Source organism: Microbacterium sp. AR7-10, from assembly GCF_001878835.1.
Taxonomy (GTDB): domain Bacteria; phylum Actinomycetota; class Actinomycetes; order Actinomycetales; family Microbacteriaceae; genus Microbacterium; species Microbacterium commune.
This window is the reverse complement of record NZ_MJIR01000002.1, coordinates 42,302-63,421: the sequence shown is the minus strand read 5'-3', so window position 1 is coordinate 63,421 and position 21,120 is coordinate 42,302. Positions and strand designations below refer to the sequence as shown.

Here is a 21,120-nt window from a genome sequence, read left to right as displayed (position 1 = left end):
GCTCAGATACCCAGATCCGCCGTGAACTCCGCCGACTCGAGGCGGGTCTTGATCGCGCCGAGGAAGCGAGCTGCGTCCGCTCCGTCGATCGTGCGGTGGTCGTACGAGATGGCCAGGTAGACGTACGAGCGGACCGCGATCGCGTCCACACCGTCGACCGTGACCACGCCGGGGCGCTTGAACACCACACCGGTGCCGAGGATCGCCGACTGGGGCAGGAACACCAGGGGCGTGTCGAACAGCGCGCCGCGCGAGCCCGTGTTGGTGATCGTGAAGGTGCCGCCGGCCAGCTCGTCCGGCTTCAGCTTGTTGTCCCGCGTGCGGGCCGCCAGGTCGGCGATCTCCTGGGCGATCTGGGCGATGTTCTTCGTTCCCGCGTCACGGACGACCGGGGTGAGCAGGCCGCGCTCGGTGTCGACCGCGATCGAGATGTTCTCGTTCGCGGGGTAGACGATCGAGTCGCCGTCGACGGTCGAGTTGATGATCGGGAAGGCCTGCAGCGCCTCGGCGGCGGCGAGCGTGAAGAACGGCAGGAACGACAGCTTCGCGCCGGTCTTCTGGTTGAACTCGTCCTTCTTCGCGTTGCGGAACGCTGCGAGCTTCGTGACGTCCACCTCGACGAAGGTTGTCAGCTGGGCGGTCTGCTGCATCGAGGCCACGGCGCGCTCGGCGACGACCTTGCGCAGACGCGACATCTTCTGCGTCGTGCCCCGCAGCGGCGAGACCTCGAGCGCGGGAGCAGCCGGAGCGGCGGCCTCGGCGGCCGGTGCCTGGGACGTCGACTCGGCGGCCTTGAGGACGTCCTCCTTGCGGATGCGTCCACCCACGCCGGTTCCGGTGACCGTCGACAGGTCGACGCCCTGCTGGCTGGCCAGACGGCGCACCAGCGGGGTCACGTACAGCGAGTCGGAGTCGGTGGAGGCGGGTGCCTGCTGTGCGGGTGCCTGCTGTGCGGGTGCCTGCTGTGCGGGTGCCTCCTGTGCGGGTGCCTCCTGTGCGGGTGCCGCCTGTGCGGGTGCCTGCTGTGCGGGTGCCTGCTGTGCGGGTGCCTGCTGTGCGGGTGCCGCCTGTGCGGGTGCCTCCTGTGCAGGAGCCTCCTGTGCCGGAGCCTCCTGTGCGGCTGCGGGGGCGCCCGAGCCGATCCGGGCCAGAACAGCGCCCACCTCGACGGTCTCGTCCTCACCGGCCAGGATCTCCTGCAGCGTTCCGGCGACCGGCGACGGGATCTCGGTGTCGACCTTGTCGGTGGAGATCTCCAGCAGTGCCTCATCGACGGCGACGTCGTCGCCGACCTGCTTCAGCCAGCGGGTGACCGTGCCCTCGGTGACGCTCTCGCCGAGTTCAGGCAGCACCACGTCGGTGGCGTCGCCCGACGCCGCGGGGGCGGGCGCATCGCTCTGCGCCGACTCCTGAGCCGCCTCGACCTCGTTCTCCGCCGGGGATGCCGGCGACTGCGCCTGCTCTGCGGGCGCCTGCTGCTGCTCGGCCTGTGCCTCGGCGGCCGGGGCGTCGTCGCTCGACGCCGCGCCGCTGCCGTCGCCGATGCGCGCAAGCAGCGCGCCGACCTCGACAGTCTCATCCTCTGCGACGAGGATCTCCTCGATCACACCGCTGACGGGGGACGGGATCTCGGTGTCGACCTTGTCGGTCGAGATCTCCAGCAGGCCTTCATCAGCCTGCACGGTGTCGCCGACCTGCTTCAGCCAGCGAGTGACCGTGCCCTCGGTGACGCTCTCCCCGAGTGCGGGAAGGACCACGGCTGTGCTCATGTCGAGTCTCCTTCGGAAAATTGTGATGCCCCAAGCTTAGTGACCTGGGAGTATATGGATATTGGTGCGTTCCTACAGGGCGTGCAGCGGTTTTCCGGCGAGTGCGAGGAAAGCCTCGCCGAGTGCCTCACTCTGCGTGGGGTGCGCGTGGATGAGCGGCGCGATGTCTTCCGGGTGCGCCTCCCAGGCCACGGCGAGCTGGCCTTCCGTGATGAGCTCGCCGACGCGGTCGCCGATCAGGTGCACACCGAGGACGGGGCCGTCCTTGCGGCGGACGACCTTCACCATGCCGCCGGTGCCGATGATCTCGCTCTTGCCGTTGCCGGCGAGGTTGTACTCGTACGACACGACCCCGTCAGCGCCATGCGCCGCCACGGCCGCCTCCTCGGTGATGCCGACCGACGCGACCTCGGGGCTGCTGTACGTCACCCGGGGAATCTGGGAGTCCGGGGGAGTGGGCACATCCATCCCCGCGATCCGCTCGGCCACGGCGATCCCCTGCTGGAAGCTGCGGTGCGCGAGCTGCAGACCCGGCACGATGTCGCCGACTGCCCAGATGCCGGGAACGGCGGTGCGCAGCTGATCGTCGACGGTCACGAATCCTCGTTCGAGGCCGACGCCGGCCTCCTCGAAGCCGAGCCCGTCGGTCACAGGTCCGCGACCCACCGCGACGAGGAGGTAGTCGGCGCTGAAGCGGGTCCCGTCCTCGAGAGTGACGGTCACCTGCGCGTCGTCCTGCTCGGCGGTCGCGAAGCGCGTGCCCAGCGAGTACCGGATGCCGCGACGGCGGAACGCGCGCTCGAGTCCCTTGCTCATCGCGATGTCCTCGTTCGGGACGAGGTGCGGCAGCGCCTCGATGATCGTGACCTCTGCTCCGAACGACTTCCACACGCTGGCGAACTCGACGCCGATGACACCGCCGCCCAGGATGATCACGCTGCCGGGCACCTCGTCGAGCGCGAGCGCGTGCTCGCTGGTGAGGATGCGCCCGCCGATCTCGAGACCCGGCAGGGAGCGGCTGTACGAGCCGGTGGCCAGGACGACGTTGGCGCCCACGTAGCGGTCGTCGCCGACGACGACCGAGCGATCGGCATCCAGACGGCCCTCGCCGTGCACCGTCGTGATGCCGCGCGCCTTGACGAGTCCTTCGAGGCCCTTGAACTTCTTGGCGACGATGCCCTCGCGGTACGAGCGGACCCCCGCCGCGTCGACCGCCTCGAAGGTGGCCGTCACTCCGACGGAAGCCGCGGACCGCACGTGGTCGGCGACCTCTGCCGCGTGCAGCAGCGCCTTGGTGGGTATGCACCCGCGATGCAGGCAGGTGCCGCCGACCTTGTCCTTCTCGATGAGCGCGACCTTCTTGCCGAGCTCGCTGGCTCGCAGCGCAGCGGCGTAGCCGCCGCTGCCGCCGCCGAGGATCACGACGTCGAACTCGTGCGTGGCCATCAGGACTCCTTCGCCGATGCCCGCGCGAAGGCGATGAGGGAGCGCACCGCGGCGCCGGTCGGGCCCTTCTCCGTGTGCCCGTACGGTGCGCCCTTGTGCTCGCCCGAACCCGCGATGTCGAGATGCACCCAGGGGATGCGCGGTGCATCCTCGGCATCCGAGGTGCGGCCGATGAAGCGACGCAGGAAGAGTCCGGCGAAGAGCGACCCGCCGGAGCGGTCGCCCATGTTCGCGTTCACCATGTCGGCGATCTGCGAGTCGAGGCTCTCCTCCATGAATTCGGGAAGCGGCAGCGGCCAGGCATCCTCTCCGACCGATTCGGCTGCGGCGAGATATTCGGCGACGGCGTCGTCGTCGCCCATCACGCCGGTGTGGCGCATGCCCAGCGCGACGATGATCGCGCCGGTGAGCGTCGCGACGTCGATGATGACGTCGGGGTTCTCCCTGCTGGCGGCGACGAGTCCGTCGGCCATGACCAGGCGACCCTCGGCGTCGGTGTTCATCACCTCGACGGTCTGGCCGTCGAGCATCCGAAGCACATCGCCGGGACGCGTCGCGCGGCCCGACGGCATGTTGTCGGCGATGCACAGGAAGGCGGTGACGCGCACCGGAAGGCCGAGGGCCGCGATCGCGCGGATCGCCGCGAGCGAGGTGGCAGCCCCCGCCATGTCGAACTTCATCCCGACCATGCTGGCGGCCGGCTTGAGCGACAGGCCACCGGTGTCGAACGTGATGCCCTTGCCGACCAGGGCGATGTGGCGGCCGGCCTCGGCGGGGGAGTACGACAGTCGCACGAGTCTCGGCGGGCGGTCGGATCCGCGACCGACGCCGAGGATGCCGCCGTAGCCCTGCTCCTCGAGCTGTTTCTCATCGAGCACCTCGATCTCGATGGGCAGCTCGGCGACGGCCTTGGCGGCCTCATCGGCGAGCTGGGCAGGACTCTGCCATTCCGCGGGCACCGAGACGAGATCCTTGACCAGGGCGACGGCCTCGGCCACCGCGCGGGCGTGCTCGAGCGCACCCTCACCGATCGATGCGGCGTGCAGCACGATCGTCTCGGCGCGAGACGGCTTCTTCTCGGAGCGGTAGTCGTCGAAGCGGTAGCCGCCGAGCAGCGCGCCCTCCGCCGCGGCGTCGGCGTGCTGATCGAGGTCGCCGGCGAACCCGATCGACACCGTGGCGAAGCCCGTCAGCGAGCGCACCGCGGTCGCGACGGCGTCGCGCACGGCTGCGGCATCCCGCTGCTTCCCGACGCTGACGACGGCGAGGGGCAGCGACGTCACCGTCGGCAGGTGCACGCGCGCATAGGCGGAAGCGGTTCCCTTGTATCCGATGCCTGCCAGAGTGTCGGCAAGACCCTCGTACCCGCTCAGCGCGTCGGCGGCGGAGGAGGGATCGGGGATGACGAGCACTGCGGCGTCTGCGGTGCCTCCGGGGAACGGATCGGTCGTGTGGGTGATCACGGGAAGCGTCATGACTCCATCCTATGGACGGGCACTCCTGCGGAGCCGAGGCGCTGCAGCCGTGTTCGCTGTGAGCATGCACCGCGCCGCCCGGGCCGGGGATGCGACTCGTAGCATGGAGTCATGCCGTCACCTGCTGACCTCTTCGAGTCGGTTCCCGGGGCTCCGGACGTGCCTGCCGGGCTGCCCCTGGTCATCCTGCTCACCGGCTTCACCGATGCCGGCAGCGCCGTCGCGGGGCTGATCGAGCACCTGAACGCGACGACCGACCCGGCGCCGGTCGCCGTGTTCGACAACGACGTGCTGCTGGACTACCGCGCGCGGCGGCCGATCATGCTCTTCGATCAGGACCACCTGACCGAGTACCGCCCGGCGCGGCTCGAGCTCTCGCTCGCGCACGACGCGCTCGGTCAGGCGTTCCTGCTGCTCTCCGGGTACGAGCCCGATTTCGCCTGGAACGCCTTCGCGCGCGCCGTCGTCGACTTCGTGGAGGCTCTGCAGGTCTCGACGGTCACCTGGGTGCACTCGATCGCCATGCCCGTCCCGCACACCCGCCCGCTGGGCGTCACGGTCAGCGGCAACCGCCGCGACCTCACGGCCGTGCATTCGGTCTGGCGTCCCCGCACCCAGGTGCCGGCGACCGCGGCGCACCTGCTCGAGTTCCGGCTGGTCGAGGACGACGTGCGCGTGGCAGGGTTCGTCCTCCTCGTGCCGCACTACCTCGCCGACACCGAGTACCCCGACACGATCGCCGCAGCGGCGGACAAGCTGATGGCGGGCACGGGTCTGGTCCTGAGGATGGATGCCGTGCACGAGCGCAGCGCGGAGTTCCAGGCGCGCGTCGCCGAGCAGGTGCAGGGCAGCGAGGAGCTCGTGCAGATGCTGCACGGCCTCGAGCAGCGCTACGACGCGTACATGGCAGGCCGGGACGAGACCGGCGACGAGGGCGGCTTCGACGAGCGCGACCTGCCCAGCGCCGACGAGCTCGCCGCCGAGCTCGAGCGGTATCTCGCCTCGCGACGCCCCGGAGACGACGACAAGCAGCGCTGAGCCGAGGCGGATTCCGCGAATCGGAGAAAGCCGGCGGTGTCGTGTGTGATAATGGATACTCGACCCGTTGTCAACAGATTCCTCGCGGATGGACTTGACAAGGGTCTTACTAGTGTCCGAAACGGCTCGGAGCGCGCGCACCGCTCCGTGAAAGGCGAAACGTGACTCCTGCCACGAGCAAGAACTCCCGGACGACGACGACGACTGCTGCCGACCCCGACGCCGTCGAGGCCGAGGTGACGGGCGCCGCCGAGGCGGCGCCCGAGAAGGTGACGAAGGGCGCTGCTGCCAAGAAGGCCCCCGCTGCCAAGAAGGCCCCCGCTGCCAAGGCCCCCGCCAAGAAGGCTCCCGCCCGTCGCACGGCGAAGAAGAAGGACGACGAGGCTCCGGTCGACGACGAGGCCGTCGAGACCGATGACGTCGACGATGAGGAGGGCGACAAGAAGCCCGCCTTCACCGAGCCGCTGCCCACCGGCGCCATCGTCCTGACCTCGAAGGACGAGGACGATGTCCCCGTCTACTCCACGCAGATCACCGGCGCGACCGCCGACCCCGTCAAGGACTACCTGAAGCAGATCGGAAAGGTCGCACTGCTGAACGCGGCCGAAGAGGTCGAGCTCGCGATGCGCATCGAGGCGGGCCTGTTCGCCGAGGAGAAGCTGTCGACGATGTCGGCGGCCGAGAAGTCCAGCCAGCTCGGGCTCGACCTGCAGTGGGTCGCGCGCGACGGTCAGCGCGCGAAGAGCCACCTGCTCGGCGCCAACCTGCGCCTCGTCGTCTCGCTCGCGAAGCGCTACACCGGTCGCGGCATGCAGTTCCTGGATCTCATCCAGGAGGGCAACCTCGGTCTGATCCGCGCGGTCGAGAAGTTCGACTACACCAAGGGCTTCAAGTTCTCGACCTACGCGACGTGGTGGATCCGTCAGGCGATCACCCGCGCCATGGCCGACCAGGCCCGCACCATCCGCATTCCGGTGCACATGGTCGAGGTCATCAACAAGCTCGCCCGCGTGCAGCGTCAGATGCTGCAGGACCTGGGCCGCGAGCCCACGCCCGAGGAGCTGTCGCGCGAGCTGGACATGACTCCGGAGAAGGTCGTGGAGGTGCAGAAGTACGGCCGCGAGCCGATCTCGCTGCACACCCCGCTCGGCGAGGACGGCGACAGCGAGTTCGGTGACCTCATCGAGGACACCGAGGCGGTCGTCCCTGCGGACGCCGTCGGGTTCACCATGCTGCAGCGTCAGCTCGAGCAGCTGCTCGACTCGCTGTCCGAGCGCGAGGCCGGCGTGATCCGGATGCGCTTCGGCCTCGGCGACGGTCAGCCCAAGACCCTCGACCAGATCGGCGACACCTTCGGCGTGACGCGTGAGCGCATCCGTCAGATCGAGTCGAAGACGATGGCCAAGCTGCGTCACCCGAGCCGGTCGCAGTCGCTGCGGGACTACGTCGAATGATGCAGGCGACACCCCAGGCGCGTTCGGCCGGCCTGCGGTACGTCTTCCCCGTGCTGGCGGGCAAGCTCGCGCGATTCGCGACCCGTCTGCGCGGGGGAGGGTCTGCGTTCCCCGGCTACCTCACCAACCGTCTCGCCCCGACGCTGCTGCCGACGCTCGCCGACCAGTTCCACTACGGCGTGGTCTTCGTGCTCGGATCCAACGGCAAGACGACGACGACGCACATGATCAGCGAAGTGCTGCGCGCGCACGGTCTGCGGGTGTTCACCAACCCGACCGGTGCCAACCTGCCGCAGGGGGTCACCAGCGCCCTGCTCGCCGACGCGACGCTGACCGGTCGCATCCGCGCAGACGTCGCCGTGCTCGAGATCGACGAGGGCTTCGCCGCTGACCTCGCCGACCGCCTGTCGCCGTCGGTGATCCTCTCGCTGAACGTGCAGGTCGACCAGCTGTACCGGTTCTACGAGACCGAACGGGTGGCCGACATGATGCTCGAGGCGTCGAAGCGCGCCTCGGCGCACGTCGTGGTGAACCGCGACGATCCCTACCTGTCGAAGATCGACGTCGACGCGATGCGCGCCCCCGTGACGTTCTTCGGGGTGGCGTCCGACATCGTGGCATCCTCCGCGCACGGCCTCGCCAACGCCGTCGACACCCGCAGCGGCACGGCCGGCATCATCGACCGGGAGGCGTTCGCGGAGGTCCGCGAGGTGTCCGGTCGAGACGTGGTCGTGAGGGTGGGGGAGGCGGATGCCCGCATCACCCTTCCCGCGAGGGGGCTGCACTACGCCGCGGACGCCGCGGCCGCCCTGGCGGTCGCATCCGGAGTGCTGGGCGCCGAGTTCGACACGCAGCGCGCGGCCACCGGCTTCGCAAGCATGGCACCGGCCTACGGGCGTGGCGAGGTCATCCCGCTGCGTCGCGACCCCGCCGGCGAGCAGGTCGAGTTCGTGATGTTCAAGAACGCTCCGAGCATCCAGATGAACCTCGACGCACTGGAGGGCACACCCGAGCGTGCCCTGATCGCGATCGACGAGGGGACTCCTGACGTCTCGTGGCTGTACGACGTCGACTTCGCGCCGCTGCCGCGCGTGGACGTGGTCACCGGCGACAAGGCCCATCAGCTGGCTCTCGCCCTGGCGTACGCGGGTGTGGAGATCGGCACCGTCGAGCCCGACATGGAGAAGGCGGTCGCGATCATGCGCTCGTTCCCCGAGACCACGACCGGCAAGCAGACCTGGTTCGTCAACTACGAGCTCATGATGATCGGTCGCCGCATCCTCGGGTACGGCGACCAGGAGGTGGCGCGCCGATGACGCAGATCAGCATCGTCCAGCTGTATCCCGCCGAGCTCGGCATCACCGGAGACCGCGGCAACGTCCGCACGCTCGAGGAGCGCCTCCGCGCGCGGGGCGTCGCATCGACCACGGCGCACGTCGGAGTCGGCGAGCCTCTGCCGGAGGACGTCGACATCGTCGTGATCGGCAACGGTCCGCTCTCGGCTCTGCGCGGTGTGCACGCCGATTTCGTCGCCCGTGCGCAGCAGCTGCGCTCCTTCATCGCCGACGAGCGCACGCTGTTCGCGATCGGCGGGTCGGCCGAGCTGCTCGGTGAGCGCATCGATCTCACCGACGGCGACAGCGTCGACGGCGTGGGCGTCATGCCGTACCGGGTGTCGCGCACCCGCGACCGTCGGGTCGGATACATCACCGTGCGCACGCCGGACGCCGCCGTCGTCGGCTTCGAGGACCACGCCTCCGAGTGGACGCTGACCGACGAGTCCGCCGCGTACGGCACCGTCGTCGCCGGTCGCGGCAGCTACTCCCGCGGTGACGCCCGCGGCGAGTTCGTGCGCCACCGCAACGCGGTCGTCGGCAACGTGCAGGGGCCCGTCCTGCCGCTCAACCCGGCGCTGGCCGACGTGCTCGTCAGCGCAGCCGCCGCCCGCCGCGGCCTGGATCTTCCGGATGCCACGCCGAGCCCGTTCGATGAGTACGCGAAGGGCGCGCGCGATGCGATCGAGCGCTTCGTGCACGACAAGGGCTTCAAGACCATCCAGCTCTGAGAGCCGGAGATCCGCATGACTGCCAGCAGCGCGCTGCCCAGGGTGCTCCTCTCTCGAGGAGCACTCGAACGCGCGACGCGCGCGCTCGTCGCGCCCGGAGCGATCGTCGACCTCCGGCACGACGGGTTCGGTCACGGCGCGGCCGAGGTCGCCGGGGTCCTCGCGGATGCCGGGATCACAGATGTGATCGTCGACCCCGAGCACGTCGCCGTCGTGTCGTCCCGTCCCGGTCTGCGCGTGCACACCGCGGGTGCGGGCGATATCGAGCCCGCCGCGCTGTTCGGGATTCCGGATGCCGACGGGTCTCGGACGTCGGAGCCGGTGATGAGCCTGCAGGGGCACGTGCTCTCCACCAAGCCGCTGCGCGCCGGGGAGGCCGTCTCGTACGGCTACACCCATCGCGCCGTCGACGACACGCGCATCGCGCTGGTCACCGGCGGCTATGCCCAGGGCATCCCGCGCGTGCTCGGAAACCGGGTCCGGGTGCAGATCGGCGAGCGGATGCTTCCCGTGGTCGGACGCATCGCGATGGACGTGTGCGTGGTCGATCTGGAGGGCGGCGATGCTGAAGACGGCACGCCCGTCGTCTACTTCGGCGGTGCCGGCGGCGCCCGCGATGCGCTCGCGCACTGGGCATCGGTGAGCGGACTCACGGCGCTGGAGATGGCCGTGGTCATCGCACGACACGGACAGGGGGAGTGGGTCGCATGAGCGGACCTCTGCTCGAGATCTCGCGCGGCGCATTCCGCCGCAACATCGCCGCGGTGCAGCGTCGCCTGGCTCCGTCGGAGCTGCTGCTGGTGATGAAGGACGACGCGTACGGTCTCGGCGTCGACTGGTCGGTCGCCGAGGCGACGGCCGCCGGGGTGACCTGGTTCGGCGGCTACGACATCCCCACCGCGCTGCGCATCCGCGCGCTCACCGATCAGCGGGTGTACGCGTGGGCGACGTCAGCGCGGTCCGAGGTCGCCACGGCGATCACGGCGGACATCGACCTCGGTGTGGGATCGGCGGCCTATCTCGACGCCGTCATCGGCGAGGCCGAGGCCGCGGGCGCGCGTGTGCGCGTGCATCTGAAGATCGACACCGGCCTGCACCGCAACGGCTTCCGCCCTGAGGAGTGGCAGGATGCCGTCGCCACCGCGCTGGCCGCGCAGCGCCGCGGCAGCGTGGTGGTGTCGGGCGTGTGGAGCCACCTCGCCGAGGCGAGCGATGCGGACGATGACACCGCCCAGCGGGTGTTCCTGGACGCGGTCGCGCATCTCGTCGAGGCCGGCGGCGAACCCGAGGTGCTGCACCTGACAGCGTCCGCCGCCGCGTGGTGGCGGCCCGAGCTGCGCGGCTCGCTGAGTCGCGTCGGGGCGTTCTGCTACGGCATCCGCTCCGCCGACGGTCCGCCCCTCGAGGGTCTCCGACTCGTCGCGCGGCTCAGCGCGCCCGTCGAGCAGGTCGATGGCGGCGTCGTCCGTGTCGGCATCGGAGCGTTCCACGGTCTGCCGTCGATCCTGCGCGGCGCGCAGATCGCCACACCGGGCGGGCTGCGTCGCATCGTCGACATCGACGGCACGACCATGACGGTCGAGCCGTGGGGCGGTGCGGCCTCAGGTCAGCGCGTGGTGCTCTTCGGGCCGGGCGAGGCGGGTGAGCATGATGCGACCGCACTCGCCGAGCATGTGGACACGGTCGGCGAGGAGATCATCACCAGGCTCACTCCGGCGGTGCGTCGACTCGTTGTCGACTGATCGCTTCACGCCTCGATGAGGCGGGCGGTCTCGTCGTGCCACGAGGTGGCGACGGCGCGCAGCTTCTCCTCGTATTTGCGTCCGTGGTGTGCGCAGAACAGCATCTCGGTGCCGTTGACCTCGGCGGCGATGTACGCCTGCGCCCCGCAGGAGTCGCAGCGGTCCATCGCGGTGAGGCGGTACTCGGCAGTCTCGCGCTCAGTCGTGGCGTTCATCTCGGTGCCTCCTCAGCGGTTCGGATCCTTTGAGATCGTGCTCAATACAACCACGCGCCGCCTGTATGCATGCCCGGATCCGGGCGTGTTTCGCTGTGCGCGTACGCCGCACGCCCTGGCTTGCCGTGCGGGAGTGTCGCGGCGTCGGCCCCTGTCGCCGCGGAAATAGAATCGATGATTGTGACTTCCGAGTACTCCGCCCACCACCTCCAGGTTCTCGAGGGCCTCGAGGCGGTGCGCAAGCGTCCCGGCATGTACATCGGCTCGAACGGGTCGCCGGGCCTTATGCACTGCCTGTGGGAGATCATCGACAACTCGGTCGACGAGGCCGTCGACGGCAACGGCTCGAAGATCGCGATCACCCTGCATGCCGACGGCAGCGTCGAGGTTGCCGACCGCGGTCGTGGCGTTCCCGTCGATGTCGAGCCGCGCACCGGACTCACCGGCGTCGAGGTCGTCTACACCAAGCTGCACGCCGGCGGGAAGTTCGGTGGCGGCTCGTACGCCGCCTCCGGTGGTCTGCACGGCGTGGGCGCCTCGGTGGTCAATGCGCTCTCGGAGCGTCTCGACGTCGAGGTGGACCGCGCAGGCAAGACCTACGCGATGTCGTTCCACCGCGGTGAGCCGGGCATCTTCGCCGATGACGGCGAGCCGCGCCCCGACGCTCCGTTCACCCCGTTCGAGCAGCAGAGCGAGCTGCGTGTGATCGGCAAGGTCGCCAAGGGCGTCACCGGCACCAGGGTGCGCTACTGGGCCGACCGGCAGATCTTCACGAAGGACGCCGCGTTCCAGCTCTCCGAGCTCGAGACGCGCGCGCGTCAGACCGCCTTCCTCGTGCCCGGCCTCGAGCTCGAGATCCGCGACGAGCGCCCGCTTCATGCCCCGTCATCCGACGCGGACGCGCCCGCCGGCCCTCGGGTGACGTCGTATCGGTACGAGGGCGGCATCTCGGAGTTCGTCGAGTTCCTGGCATCCGATGCTCCGGTGACCGACACCTGGCGCATCCAGGGCAGCGGACGCTTCACCGAGACGGTGCCCGTGCTGCAGGCCGACGGGCACATGAAGGCCACCGAGGTCGAGCGCGAATGCGAGGTGGATCTCGCCCTGCGATGGGGCACCGGGTACGAGACCACGGTCCGCTCGTTCGTGAACATCATCGCCACCCCCAAGGGCGGCACGCACCAGCAGGGCTTCGAGCAGGAGCTGCTGAAGACGCTGCGCGCCCAGGTCGAGCAGAACTCCCGGCGCCTCAAGGTCGGAAACGACAAGCTGGAGAAGGACGACGTGCTCGCCGGCCTCACGGCCGTGCTCACCGTCACCGTGCCCGAACCGCAGTTCGAGGGGCAGACCAAGGAGGTGCTCGGCACCCCCGCCGTGCGCACGATCGTCGCGCAGGTGGTGCGCAAGCAGCTCGCCGAGCGCTTCGCCTCGACCAAGCGGGACGACCGCAACCAGGCGTCGATGCTGCTGGACAAGATCGTCTCCGAGATGAAGGCCCGCGTCTCGGCGCGAGCGCACAAGGAGACCCAGCGGCGCAAGACCGCGCTCGAGTCGTCGTCGCTGCCGGCGAAGCTCGTGGACTGCCGGTCGAAGGACTTCGAGCAGAGCGAGCTGTTCATCGTCGAGGGCGATTCCGCGCTCGGCACGGCACGTCACGCACGCAACAGCGAGTTCCAGGCGCTGCTGCCGATCCGCGGCAAGATCCTCAACGTGCAGAAGGCATCGGTCAGCGACATGCTCGGCAACGCCGAGTGCGCGGCGATCATCACCACGATCGGCGCCGGCTCCGGCCGCTCGTTCGACCTCAGTGCCGCTCGTTACGGCAAGGTCATCCTGATGAGCGACGCCGACGTCGACGGTGCGCACATCCGCACCCTCCTGCTCACCCTCTTCTTCCGCTACATGCGTCCGCTCGTCGAGGCGGGCCGCGTCTACTCCGCGGTCCCGCCCCTGCACAGGGTGATCGTCATGAACCCCGGCTCCAAGCCGAACGAGACGATCTACACCTACTCCGAGGCCGAGTTGCACGCTCTGCTCGCCAAGCTGCAGAAGGCCGGCAAGCGCTGGCAGGACCCCATCCAGCGCTACAAGGGGCTGGGCGAGATGGATGCCGACCAGCTGGCCAACACGACCATGGAGAAGTCCGGCCGTCTGCTGCGGCGCGTGACGATCGAGGACGCGGAGTCGGCGGACGCCGCCGTGCGCACCTTCGAGCTGCTGATGGGCAGCGAAGTGGCGCCGCGCCGCGAGTTCATCATGAGCTCGAGCGACAGGCTCAGCCGCGAGGCGATCGACGCCTGAGACCGCCGGATCCGGGCGCGTCGAGGCCGCCGCGTCGGGTGCCTCGTCCGGGGGTCAGCCGATCGCGGTGCCGACCGACCCGATCACGGCGTCCAGGGGCTGCCCCGATCCGTCGCGCTTCGCACCGGATTCGGGCAGCACGCGGGCCGCGCCGTCGGTCCCGACCGCGCGCGGATCCACGCCCACCCAGGCGAGGCGAAGTCCGTCCTCGCCCTTGAGCAGCGCGTGCGCCCGCACACCTCCGGTCGCGCGGCCCTTCGCCGGGAACTCGGCGAACGCCGAGACCTTGGCTCGACCGGCGTCCGCGCCGGCGAGGGTGCCCTCCGAGCCCGAGACGGTCACCACCACGGCATCATCCGCAGACGAGACCACCGTGAACGAGATGACCTGGCTCTTCGCGCCGAGCTTCATGCCGGCCATTCCCGCTGCGGGCGCACCCTGGGGCCGCACGTTCGATGCCGAGAAGTGCAGCAGCTGGGCGTCCGAGGTGACGAACACGAGCTCGGCGTCATCGGGGGCGGGAGCCGCGCCGACGACGACGTCCTTCGGCTTCAGCCCGATGATCTCCAGCTCGGGTCGCACCGCGAGAGCGGAGGGCACGATGCGCTTGACCACGCCGTCTCTGGTGCCCACCGCGAGCGGCGTGTCGTCGTCGAAGCGGATGAGCGCGACGACCCGCTCGCTGCGATCGCTCAGCCCGAGGTAGTCGGAGATGCGCACGCCCGCACCGAGCCCGACCGAGGAGGCGGGCACCGCGGGGATGTCGACGGGCGTGAATCGCACCACGCGTCCCGCGGTCGTGACGGCGCCGATCTCGCTGCGCGTGGTCGTCTCCAGACGAGCCTGGATCGCATCGTGCTTGCTGCGACGCGGAGGCGTGGTGATCACCGCGCCCGGTTCGAGGTCGACGCGCACGGCGCGACCCGTCGTCGACAGCAGCAGCGTCGTCGGGGCGTCCGCGATCTGCAGCTCCGCAGCGGACTTCGCCGAGCGCGCCTTGGGCGGCGCGGCGTTGAGCAGCAGGGTTCGCCGGTGCGTGCCGAACTGGTCGGCCACCGCATCCAGCTCCTGCGCGACCTGAGCGCGCACCCGGGCGGGATCGGCCAGCAGCGTCTCGAGTTCGGCGATCTCGGCGAGCAGCTTGTCGCGCTCCGCCTCGAGCTCCAGACGCGAGAACTTCGTCAGGCGGCGCAGGCGGAGCTCGAGGATGTACTCGGCCTGCACCTCGTCGAGCTCGAACACCTGCTGCAGTCGCGAGCGGGCGGTCTCGGAGTCGTCCGAGGTGCGGATGACCTGGATGACCTCGTCGATGTCGAGGATGGCCACCAGCAGGCCGCGCACCAGGTGCAGGCGCTCGTTGCGCCGTGCCAGGCGGAAGCGACTGCGCCGGGTGACGACCTCGACGCGGTGCTGCAGGTACACCCGCAGCAGCTCTTTGAGGCCGAGCGTGCGCGGCTGTCCGTCGACGAGGGCGACGTTGTTGATCGAGAACGACTCCTCGAGCGGGGTGAAGCGGAACAGCTGCTCGAGCACCGCGGCCGGGTCGAAACCCGTCTTGACGGTGATGACCAGCCGCAGACCGTTCTTCCGGTCGGTCAGATCCTGCACGTCGCTGATGCCCTGGAGCTTCTTCGCGGTGACCGCGTCCTTGAGCTTCTCGATGACCCGCTCCGGCCCCACCTGGTAGGGCAGCTCGGTGATGACGATGCCTGTCCTGCGCGGGCCGAGCGGCTCGATGGAGGTCTTGGCCCGCAGCCGGAAGGCCCCCCGACCCGACTCGTACGCGTCCCTGACCCCGTCGAGACCCATCAGGATCCCCCCGGAGGGGAAGTCGGGCCCGGGTACGAACTCCATCAGCTCGGCCGTGGTGGCCTCGGGGTTCTCGAGCAGGTGGGTCGCGGCGGCGACGACCTCGATGAGGTTGTGCGGGGCCATGTTCGTCGCCATGCCGACGGCGATGCCGCTGGCGCCGTTGACGAGCAGGTTGGGGAAGGCGGCGGAGAGCACGGCGGGCTGCTGGAACTGGCCGTCGTAGTTGGGCACGAAATCGACGACCTCCTCGTCGAGGCTCTCGGTCATCGCCAGAGCGGATGCCGCCAGGCGCGCCTCGGTGTACCGGGATGCCGCCGGTCCGTCATCGAGCGAGCCGAAGTTGCCGTGTCCGTCGACCAGCGGCACGCGCAGTGCGAAGTCCTGCGCCAGGCGCACGAGAGCGTCGTAGATGGCGGAGTCGCCGTGCGGGTGCAGCTTTCCCATCACCTCGCCGACGACGCGGGCGCTCTTGACGTGCCCGCGGTCGGGCCGCAGCCCCATCTCGGCCATCTGGTAGAGGATGCGCCGCTGGACGGGCTTCAGACCGTCGCGCGCGTCGGGCAGCGCACGGGAGTAGATCACCGAGTAGGCGTACTCGAGGAACGAGCCCTGCATCTCCTGCGACAGGTCGATGTCCTGGATGCGCTCCTGAACGGGCTCGGATGACGAGGGCTTTGGCATGGACTTCCTGCTGGTCGCTCGGTGCGGACTCGCGACGGCGCTCGGGCGCGGTGCGTCGGGCCACCTGTGCGAGACTGACCCGGATGCCTCTCATCCTACCGACCAGCCTCGATTCGACGCGGAACATCAGCGGGGTGGCGCCGCAGCTCCTCGCCGCGCTGCGGGGCGGATCCGCGGACCTTCCCCTGGCGCGGTCGGTCGTGCTGGTGGTCGTGGACGGACTGGGGGCGCCGGCGCTGCGCGCGCACGCCGGGCACGCGCGCACGCTGTCGTCGGCCATGGCGAAGAAGGACGTCGCGGGATCGGTGTTCCCGACCACGACCGCGGCCGCGCTGACCAGTCTGCTCACCGGGGCCGTCCCCGGGGCACATGGCCTGGTGGGCTACAGCGTGCGGGATCCCGAGTCCGATGCGCTGGTGAACCTGCTCAGCGGATGGGAGGCCGGAGGCATCGATCCGCTGGAGTGGCAGAGCGCCCCGACCGTCTTCGAGCAGGGCGCAGCGAGCGGACATCCGGTGTTCGCCCTGGGCATCCCGGCCTACGCCGGCAGCGGGTTCTCCGGGGCGACGCTGCGCGGCGCCGAGTTCCGTTCGGCACCGGGCGCGGCCGAGCGCGTGCAGCTCGCGTGGGAGCTCGCCGACGCCCACGACGGCGCCATCGTGTACTGCTACCTGCCCGAGGTGGACAAAGCAGGGCACCGGCACGGCGTCGACTCGGCCGAGTGGGTCGCCGCTCTGGAGGATGTCGACGCCGCGCTCTCGCGGACGGTTCCCGACGGGGTGGGGGTGCTGGTCACGGCGGATCACGGGATGATCGATGTGCCGCAGCACCGTCACCTGATCCTGGATGCCGCAGGTGGCTGGCACGACGGCATCCGGCACATCGGCGGCGAACCGCGGATGCTGCACGTCTACACCGAGCCGGACGTCGACCAGGCGGCGCTGCTGTCGCGCTGGCGGCGGGATCTGGAGGGCGCGGCGGACGTGGTCAGCCGAGCCGAGGCGATCGAGGCGGGCCTGTTCGGACCTGTCGCCTCGGATGCCGTGCGCCGACGCATCGGCGACATGCTGGTGATCGCCCGCGGCACCGTCGCTCTCTACGACGGCGAGGCCGACGACCAGCGGGCCCGCGGCATGGTGGGCCAGCACGGCGCGCTCACGCCCGAGGAGTGGCGGGTGCCCTTCATCAGGCTGGGCGCCTTCCGGCGCTGACGGATCAGCCCGCGCTCACTCGTCCGTACGCGCTCCGAACACGATCTCGTCCCAGGAGGGCATCGCGTTGCGGCGCTTCCGGCGACCGCTCGGCTGCTCGGCTGCAGCCTCCGGCGCAGGCTTCGTCGCCGGCGTCTCGGCCGACCTCGTCTCCGCAGGCGCCTCGGCAGGCTCGTCGAGCGGGTCGAACAGCGCCAGCGGGGATGCGTCCTCGTCGGCCTCGTCGAACAGCGGTGCGCTCTCGCGCTGGCCCCGTCGGCGGCGCAGCGCCTCGAGCAGGTCGGCGGTCTCCGAACTCGTGCGGTGCTCGTCGGGGGCGCGCCGGGCGGCGGCATCGTGAGCTGCTGCACTGGAGTGCTCCGCGACGGGGATCTCCTCGGCCTCCTCGGGCGGCGGAAGAAGACGGGGTCCGAACGCCCCGGAGTCGAAACGGCTGTCGTCCTTGTACGGCGACACGCGCTCCGCATCGACCGCGCGGAGGCGTGGGATGAGCCCCTCGGGAAGCGACCCCTGCCGGGAGAGCTGTGTGGCGTCGGCGTTGACGGGCGACAGGGTGCTGCGGCGCGGGTCGAAGGCCCAGCGCGCGTCGTGTGCGACGTCGTTCGCCGTGAACTCGAGCTTGACCGTCCAGCCCGTGTCGTCCTTCCAGCTCGCCCAGCGCTCGTCCGACGCGGCCAGGTCTGCCAGCTTGGCGCGCACCGCGGAGCCGAAGGTGGGCTGCGCGTCGGGCTCCACCTCGCTGCCGATCAGCACCGGCACCGCGAGAGCCTGGTTGACGATGTGCTCGCGCTCGGCGAGGACGGGACCCTCGAAGCGCGCCACATCGGACTCGCTGACGCCGAGCAGCGCAGCGACCTCTGCCGCCGTCAGACCCGCGCGGATCTGCGCCTGGATGTCCCGCGGGCTCGCGGCCAGACGCGCCGGCGCGGGTTCGGACTCGCGGGTCGCGCGACGCACCTCGCGGTGCAGGACGTCGTCGATGGGCAGCGCGAAGCGCTGCCCGGACTCGGTCGCGAGGACGAGGACTCCCGCTTCCGTTCCGATGATGGTGACGTTTTCCATGCCAATGCCCCTCTGATGGGTGTGCGTTCATGGTGTCACGCGCACCCTGATCGCGTGCGGAATACCGTGGGCGTGCCGCGAGTTTCCCCGATCGGGCCGCATGGCATTTGCTTATTGGTGCGCAGTCGTGCAAACTATGGCCCGCCGATCACCCGAAATCGGATCCCCCCACCTCGAACACTCGCACCACGGAAGTGGAGAATCACCGCATGGCAACCGATTACGACGCCCCTCGCAAGAGCGAAGACGACTCCGAGTCGATCGAAGCCCTCAAGGAGCGCGTGCCGAGCACCCAGTCCGGCGCCGGCGATGTCGAGGACTCGGACAACCCCACCGGGTTCGAGCTCCCTGGCGCCGACCTCTCCGACATGGAGCTCGATGTCGTCGTGCTGCCCGCGCAGCAGGACGAGTTCACCTGCATGAGCTGCTTCCTCGTGAAGCACCGCTCGCAGCTCGACCACGACGGCGCGGACGGCCCGATCTGCAAGGAATGCGCCGCCTGATCACCGACCCGCACGCGCCCCCGGCCCGATGGCCTGGGGCGCGTTCTGCGTTCCGGCCCGTCAGCGGCGCACTGCACGCGCCGAGCTGATCGCCGCCGCGAGACGGTCCGGGGTGCGCGACGAGATCGTCCAGCTGCTCACCGGGTCGTCCGGGTCGGTGACGGGCACGACGACGACGCCGTCGATGCCGCCGCGGAGCAGGTTCCAGCCGTCCCTGGCGATCTGATGGGAGCGCCGGGCCCTGGCCTCCTCGCCGGAGAACTCGCGGGGCTCACCCAGCCACACGGCGTCGATGTGCGCGCGCCCCGCGTGCAGCACGCCGTCGACCACGCGGACGGTGGGGGAGAGCACGATGCTCAGGGTCACCAGCACGAGCGAGACGATCGCTCCGACCGCCAGCGCGAGGCTCGGGTCGAGCGGCGTCAGCACGAGCGACACCATCGGGCCGGCCAGGGCGATGGTGACCAGGAGCCAGAGGCCGGGGGCCAGTCGCTCGCGATAGGTCTCGCGCGTGTCGGGGTGGGGGTTCTGCATTAGCCTCATGGGGTGACTCATTCCGTTGCCGTCCCCATTATCGCGGCGAACGTCCCGTTCTACGCGCACCCCGGAGATGCCGGGGCCGATCTGGTGTCGACCGAGGCCGTCCGGCTCGAGCCCGGCGAGCGGGCGCTGATCGGAACGGGCGTGCGCATCGCGCTGCCGGAGGGGTACGCCGCCTTCGTCGTGCCGCGCAGCGGTCTCGCCGCCAAGCACGGCATCACCGTGGTCAACTCGCCCGGCACCGTGGATGCGGGCTACCGCGGCGAGATCCGGGTCAGCCTGCTGAACACCGACAGCCGGGAAGCGTACGATGTGGCGGTCGGCGACCGCATCGCGCAGCTCATCGTGATGCCCGTCGTCCAAGCGCGGTTCGAACCCGTCGACGAACTGCCCGAGAGCGTCCGCGGTGACGGCGGATTCGGGTCGACCGGCTATACCCAGGGAAAGAGCGAATGACTGAAGAGATCGAACCCACGCTGAAGTCCGCCCCGGCCGACCGGGCGACCGCCGGCCCGTTCGACGACAGCGAGGCGAACCCCGTGCGCCCGTACATCGACCTCGGCGGCATCAAGGTGCTGCCCCGAGAGGGACTGAATCTCCGCCTCGAGGTCGAGGAGCAGAGCAAGCGGATCGTCGCGGTCGGCCTCGACTACGCCGGCTCGTCGCTGCAGGTGCAGCCCTTCGCCGCGCCGCGCTCGCGAGGGCTGTGGGATGAGACCCGCGTGCAGCTGCGCGATCAGATCCGCACGCAGGGTGGACGGGTCGAGGAACGTGAGGGCACGCTCGGCAAGGAGCTGCTGGCCGAGGTACCCGCCACGGCTGCGGAGGGGTCCGGCATGCGGCTGGCGAGGTTCGTCGGCGTCGACGGCCCGCGATGGTTCCTGCGCGGAGTCATCGGCGGCGATGCCGCGTCCGATCCGGCAGCGGCCGAGCAGGTGGAGGACCTGTTCCGGTCGATCGTCGTGGTGCGAGGCGCGACGCCGATGCCCCCTCGCGACCTGATCCCGCTGAAGATGCCGTCCACGCCGGGATCGGCGTGACACCCGCCGACGACCGGCGCGACGAGGCGAGCTCCCGGCATCCCGCGGCTGAGCCGATCGGCTCGGCGGAGCCCTCGGCTGCCGAGCCGTCGGCTGCGGAGGTGATCGGCACCGCCCTCGGCGGTGCGGCGCGCCGGGCCGGCCTGAGCTCGGAGACCGACGAGAGCGCGCAGCGCATCGTGTGGCGTGCGATGGGCGGCTGGCGCGGGATCATCGAGTCTGTCCTTCCCAGCCTGGCCTTCGTCGTCCTGTTCACCCTGCAGCCGGAGCCCCTGCTGCTGTCGCTCGGCGTGTCGGTCGGCATCGCGTGCGTGCTCACGATCATCCGGATCGCGCAGAAGTCGCCTCCCGCTGCGGCGTTCGGCGGCCTGGTGGCCGTGGCCGCGGCGGCAGGCCTGGCGCTGTGGACGGGGCGCGGCGCCGACAACTTCGTCCCCGGTCTGATCACGAACGCGCTCTACGGCACGGTGATGGTCGTCGCGGCCCTCGCCGGCTGGTCGATCATCGGACTCGCCGTCGGGTTCCTGATGGGAGAGGGCACCGCGTGGCGGGGGGACCGTCGCAAGCGGCGCGCCTTCTTCTGGCTGGGACTGGCCTGGGGTGCGCTGTTCCTGCTGCGACTGTCCGTGCAGCTGCCGCTGTACCTGACCGACCAGGTGACCCTGCTCGGCACCCTCAAGCTGGTGATGGGGCTGCCGCTGTTCGCGCCGATGGTCGCCGTCACCTGGCTCGTCGTCCGCGCGCTCTACCGACGCGCCGACTGACG

At 70.3% G+C, this 21,120-nt stretch carries 19 protein-coding genes; 12 read left to right on the top strand and 7 right to left on the bottom strand.

What is annotated here, in order from left to right; genetic code table 11:
- Positions 1-2: 2 nt before the first annotated feature.
- From sucB to BFN01_RS00520, 3 genes are all read right to left on the bottom strand, one after another.
- Complete coding sequence (gene sucB / locus BFN01_RS00530; RefSeq protein ID WP_071640435.1) at positions 3-1,769, bottom strand: 2-oxoglutarate dehydrogenase, E2 component, dihydrolipoamide succinyltransferase; 1,767 nt, start codon at positions 1,767-1,769, stop codon at positions 3-5.
- A 72-nt stretch (positions 1,770-1,841) separates the two neighbouring features.
- Positions 1,842-3,215: a dihydrolipoyl dehydrogenase gene (gene lpdA / locus BFN01_RS00525; RefSeq protein ID WP_071640429.1), complete on the bottom strand. Its 1,374-nt coding sequence runs from the start codon at positions 3,213-3,215 to the stop codon at positions 1,842-1,844.
- The gene (locus tag BFN01_RS00520; RefSeq protein WP_071640427.1) at positions 3,215-4,690 is read right to left on the bottom strand and encodes a leucyl aminopeptidase; all 1,476 of its coding nucleotides are present in this window, start codon (positions 4,688-4,690) and stop codon (positions 3,215-3,217) included. Before BFN01_RS00520 ends, lpdA begins: the two co-directional genes overlap by 1 nt.
- Positions 4,691-4,801: 111 nt before the next feature.
- Here BFN01_RS00520 and BFN01_RS00515 point away from each other — a divergent pair, with 111 nt between their 5' ends.
- The 6 genes from BFN01_RS00515 to BFN01_RS00490 all read left to right on the top strand — a co-directional run bounded on the left by BFN01_RS00515 (position 4,802) and on the right by BFN01_RS00490 (position 10,989).
- Positions 4,802-5,728: a proteasome assembly chaperone family protein gene (locus BFN01_RS00515; RefSeq protein WP_071640425.1), complete on the top strand. Its 927-nt coding sequence runs from the start codon at positions 4,802-4,804 to the stop codon at positions 5,726-5,728.
- Positions 5,729-5,889: 161 nt separating this feature from the next.
- Positions 5,890-7,182, top strand: coding sequence for an RNA polymerase sigma factor (locus tag BFN01_RS00510; RefSeq protein WP_071640423.1), 1,293 nt, complete (start codon positions 5,890-5,892; stop codon positions 7,180-7,182).
- Positions 7,179-8,498, top strand: coding sequence for a MurT ligase domain-containing protein (locus BFN01_RS00505; RefSeq protein WP_256220974.1), 1,320 nt, complete (start codon positions 7,179-7,181; stop codon positions 8,496-8,498). Before BFN01_RS00510 ends, BFN01_RS00505 begins: the two co-directional genes overlap by 4 nt.
- Positions 8,495-9,247, top strand: coding sequence for a type 1 glutamine amidotransferase (locus tag BFN01_RS00500; RefSeq protein ID WP_071640421.1), 753 nt, complete (start codon positions 8,495-8,497; stop codon positions 9,245-9,247). The genes BFN01_RS00505 and BFN01_RS00500 overlap by 4 nt, the downstream gene beginning before the upstream one ends.
- A gap of 15 nt (positions 9,248-9,262) precedes the next feature.
- A complete protein-coding gene (locus BFN01_RS00495) occupies positions 9,263-9,958 on the top strand; it encodes an alanine racemase C-terminal domain-containing protein (protein WP_083428554.1) in 696 nt (231 codons plus the stop codon).
- Complete coding sequence (locus tag BFN01_RS00490) at positions 9,955-10,989, top strand: alanine racemase (RefSeq protein WP_071640418.1); 1,035 nt, start codon at positions 9,955-9,957, stop codon at positions 10,987-10,989. The genes BFN01_RS00495 and BFN01_RS00490 overlap by 4 nt, the downstream gene beginning before the upstream one ends.
- Positions 10,990-10,994: 5 nt before the next feature.
- On the opposite strand, the gene BFN01_RS00485 is transcribed toward BFN01_RS00490, so the two are convergent.
- On the bottom strand, positions 10,995-11,204 hold the full coding sequence (locus tag BFN01_RS00485) for a hypothetical protein (protein WP_071640416.1): 210 nt from the start codon (positions 11,202-11,204) through the stop codon (positions 10,995-10,997).
- 174 nt (positions 11,205-11,378) lie between these two features.
- On the opposite strand from BFN01_RS00485, the gene BFN01_RS00480 reads away from it, so the two are divergent.
- Positions 11,379-13,505: a type IIA DNA topoisomerase subunit B gene (locus BFN01_RS00480; RefSeq protein WP_177243766.1), complete on the top strand. Its 2,127-nt coding sequence runs from the start codon at positions 11,379-11,381 to the stop codon at positions 13,503-13,505.
- 54 nt (positions 13,506-13,559) lie between these two features.
- Here the strand turns inward: BFN01_RS00480 and BFN01_RS00475 are convergent, their stop codons facing one another.
- The gene (locus BFN01_RS00475) at positions 13,560-15,998 is read right to left on the bottom strand and encodes a DNA topoisomerase (ATP-hydrolyzing) subunit A (RefSeq protein WP_071640412.1); all 2,439 of its coding nucleotides are present in this window, start codon (positions 15,996-15,998) and stop codon (positions 13,560-13,562) included.
- An 83-nt stretch (positions 15,999-16,081) separates the two neighbouring features.
- On the opposite strand from BFN01_RS00475, the gene BFN01_RS00470 reads away from it, so the two are divergent.
- The gene (locus BFN01_RS00470; RefSeq protein WP_071640410.1) at positions 16,082-17,209 is read left to right on the top strand and encodes an alkaline phosphatase family protein; all 1,128 of its coding nucleotides are present in this window, start codon (positions 16,082-16,084) and stop codon (positions 17,207-17,209) included.
- 15 nt (positions 17,210-17,224) lie between these two features.
- On the opposite strand, the gene sepH is transcribed toward BFN01_RS00470, so the two are convergent.
- Positions 17,225-18,271: a septation protein SepH gene (gene sepH / locus BFN01_RS00465; RefSeq protein WP_071640409.1), complete on the bottom strand. Its 1,047-nt coding sequence runs from the start codon at positions 18,269-18,271 to the stop codon at positions 17,225-17,227.
- Between the two features lie 209 nt (positions 18,272-18,480).
- On the opposite strand from sepH, the gene BFN01_RS00460 reads away from it, so the two are divergent.
- Positions 18,481-18,774: a DUF4193 domain-containing protein gene (locus tag BFN01_RS00460; RefSeq protein WP_071640407.1), complete on the top strand. Its 294-nt coding sequence runs from the start codon at positions 18,481-18,483 to the stop codon at positions 18,772-18,774.
- Positions 18,775-18,834: 60 nt separating this feature from the next.
- Here the strand turns inward: BFN01_RS00460 and BFN01_RS00455 are convergent, their stop codons facing one another.
- Positions 18,835-19,317: a DUF3093 family protein gene (locus BFN01_RS00455; protein WP_071640405.1), complete on the bottom strand. Its 483-nt coding sequence runs from the start codon at positions 19,315-19,317 to the stop codon at positions 18,835-18,837.
- A gap of 3 nt (positions 19,318-19,320) precedes the next feature.
- Between BFN01_RS00455 and dut the strand changes: the two genes are divergently transcribed.
- From dut to BFN01_RS00440, 3 genes are read left to right on the top strand one after another with little or no spacing between them, the layout of a single operon-like run.
- Complete coding sequence (dut, locus tag BFN01_RS00450) at positions 19,321-19,770, top strand: dUTP diphosphatase (RefSeq protein ID WP_071640403.1); 450 nt, start codon at positions 19,321-19,323, stop codon at positions 19,768-19,770.
- Positions 19,767-20,354, top strand: a complete 588-nt coding sequence (locus tag BFN01_RS00445; RefSeq protein WP_071640401.1) for a DUF3710 domain-containing protein — start codon at positions 19,767-19,769, stop codon at positions 20,352-20,354. The genes dut and BFN01_RS00445 overlap by 4 nt, the downstream gene beginning before the upstream one ends.
- Positions 20,351-21,118, top strand: a complete 768-nt coding sequence (locus BFN01_RS00440; RefSeq protein WP_371260966.1) for a DUF3159 domain-containing protein — start codon at positions 20,351-20,353, stop codon at positions 21,116-21,118. The genes BFN01_RS00445 and BFN01_RS00440 overlap by 4 nt, the downstream gene beginning before the upstream one ends.
- Positions 21,119-21,120: the final 2 nt, after the last annotated feature.

Coding starts and splice junctions, on each gene's coding strand:
- sucB (WP_071640435.1), bottom strand. CDS start 1,769: ATGAGCACAGCCGTGGTCCTTCCCGCACTCGGGGAGAGCGTCACCGAG.
- lpdA (WP_071640429.1), bottom strand. CDS start 3,215: ATGGCCACGCACGAGTTCGACGTCGTGATCCTCGGCGGCGGCAGCGGC.
- BFN01_RS00520 (WP_071640427.1), bottom strand. CDS start 4,690: ATGACGCTTCCCGTGATCACCCACACGACCGATCCGTTCCCCGGAGGC.
- BFN01_RS00515 (WP_071640425.1), top strand. CDS start 4,802: ATGCCGTCACCTGCTGACCTCTTCGAGTCGGTTCCCGGGGCTCCGGAC.
- BFN01_RS00505 (WP_256220974.1), top strand. CDS start 7,179: ATGATGCAGGCGACACCCCAGGCGCGTTCGGCCGGCCTGCGGTACGTC.
- BFN01_RS00500 (WP_071640421.1), top strand. CDS start 8,495: ATGACGCAGATCAGCATCGTCCAGCTGTATCCCGCCGAGCTCGGCATC.
- BFN01_RS00495 (WP_083428554.1), top strand. CDS start 9,263: ATGACTGCCAGCAGCGCGCTGCCCAGGGTGCTCCTCTCTCGAGGAGCA.
- BFN01_RS00490 (WP_071640418.1), top strand. CDS start 9,955: ATGAGCGGACCTCTGCTCGAGATCTCGCGCGGCGCATTCCGCCGCAAC.
- BFN01_RS00485 (WP_071640416.1), bottom strand. CDS start 11,204: ATGAACGCCACGACTGAGCGCGAGACTGCCGAGTACCGCCTCACCGCG.
- BFN01_RS00480 (WP_177243766.1), top strand. CDS start 11,379: ATGATTGTGACTTCCGAGTACTCCGCCCACCACCTCCAGGTTCTCGAG.
- BFN01_RS00475 (WP_071640412.1), bottom strand. CDS start 15,998: ATGCCAAAGCCCTCGTCATCCGAGCCCGTTCAGGAGCGCATCCAGGAC.
- BFN01_RS00470 (WP_071640410.1), top strand. CDS start 16,082: ATGCCTCTCATCCTACCGACCAGCCTCGATTCGACGCGGAACATCAGC.
- sepH (WP_071640409.1), bottom strand. CDS start 18,271: ATGGAAAACGTCACCATCATCGGAACGGAAGCGGGAGTCCTCGTCCTC.
- BFN01_RS00460 (WP_071640407.1), top strand. CDS start 18,481: ATGGCAACCGATTACGACGCCCCTCGCAAGAGCGAAGACGACTCCGAG.
- BFN01_RS00455 (WP_071640405.1), bottom strand. CDS start 19,317: ATGAGGCTAATGCAGAACCCCCACCCCGACACGCGCGAGACCTATCGC.
- BFN01_RS00445 (WP_071640401.1), top strand. CDS start 19,767: ATGACTGAAGAGATCGAACCCACGCTGAAGTCCGCCCCGGCCGACCGG.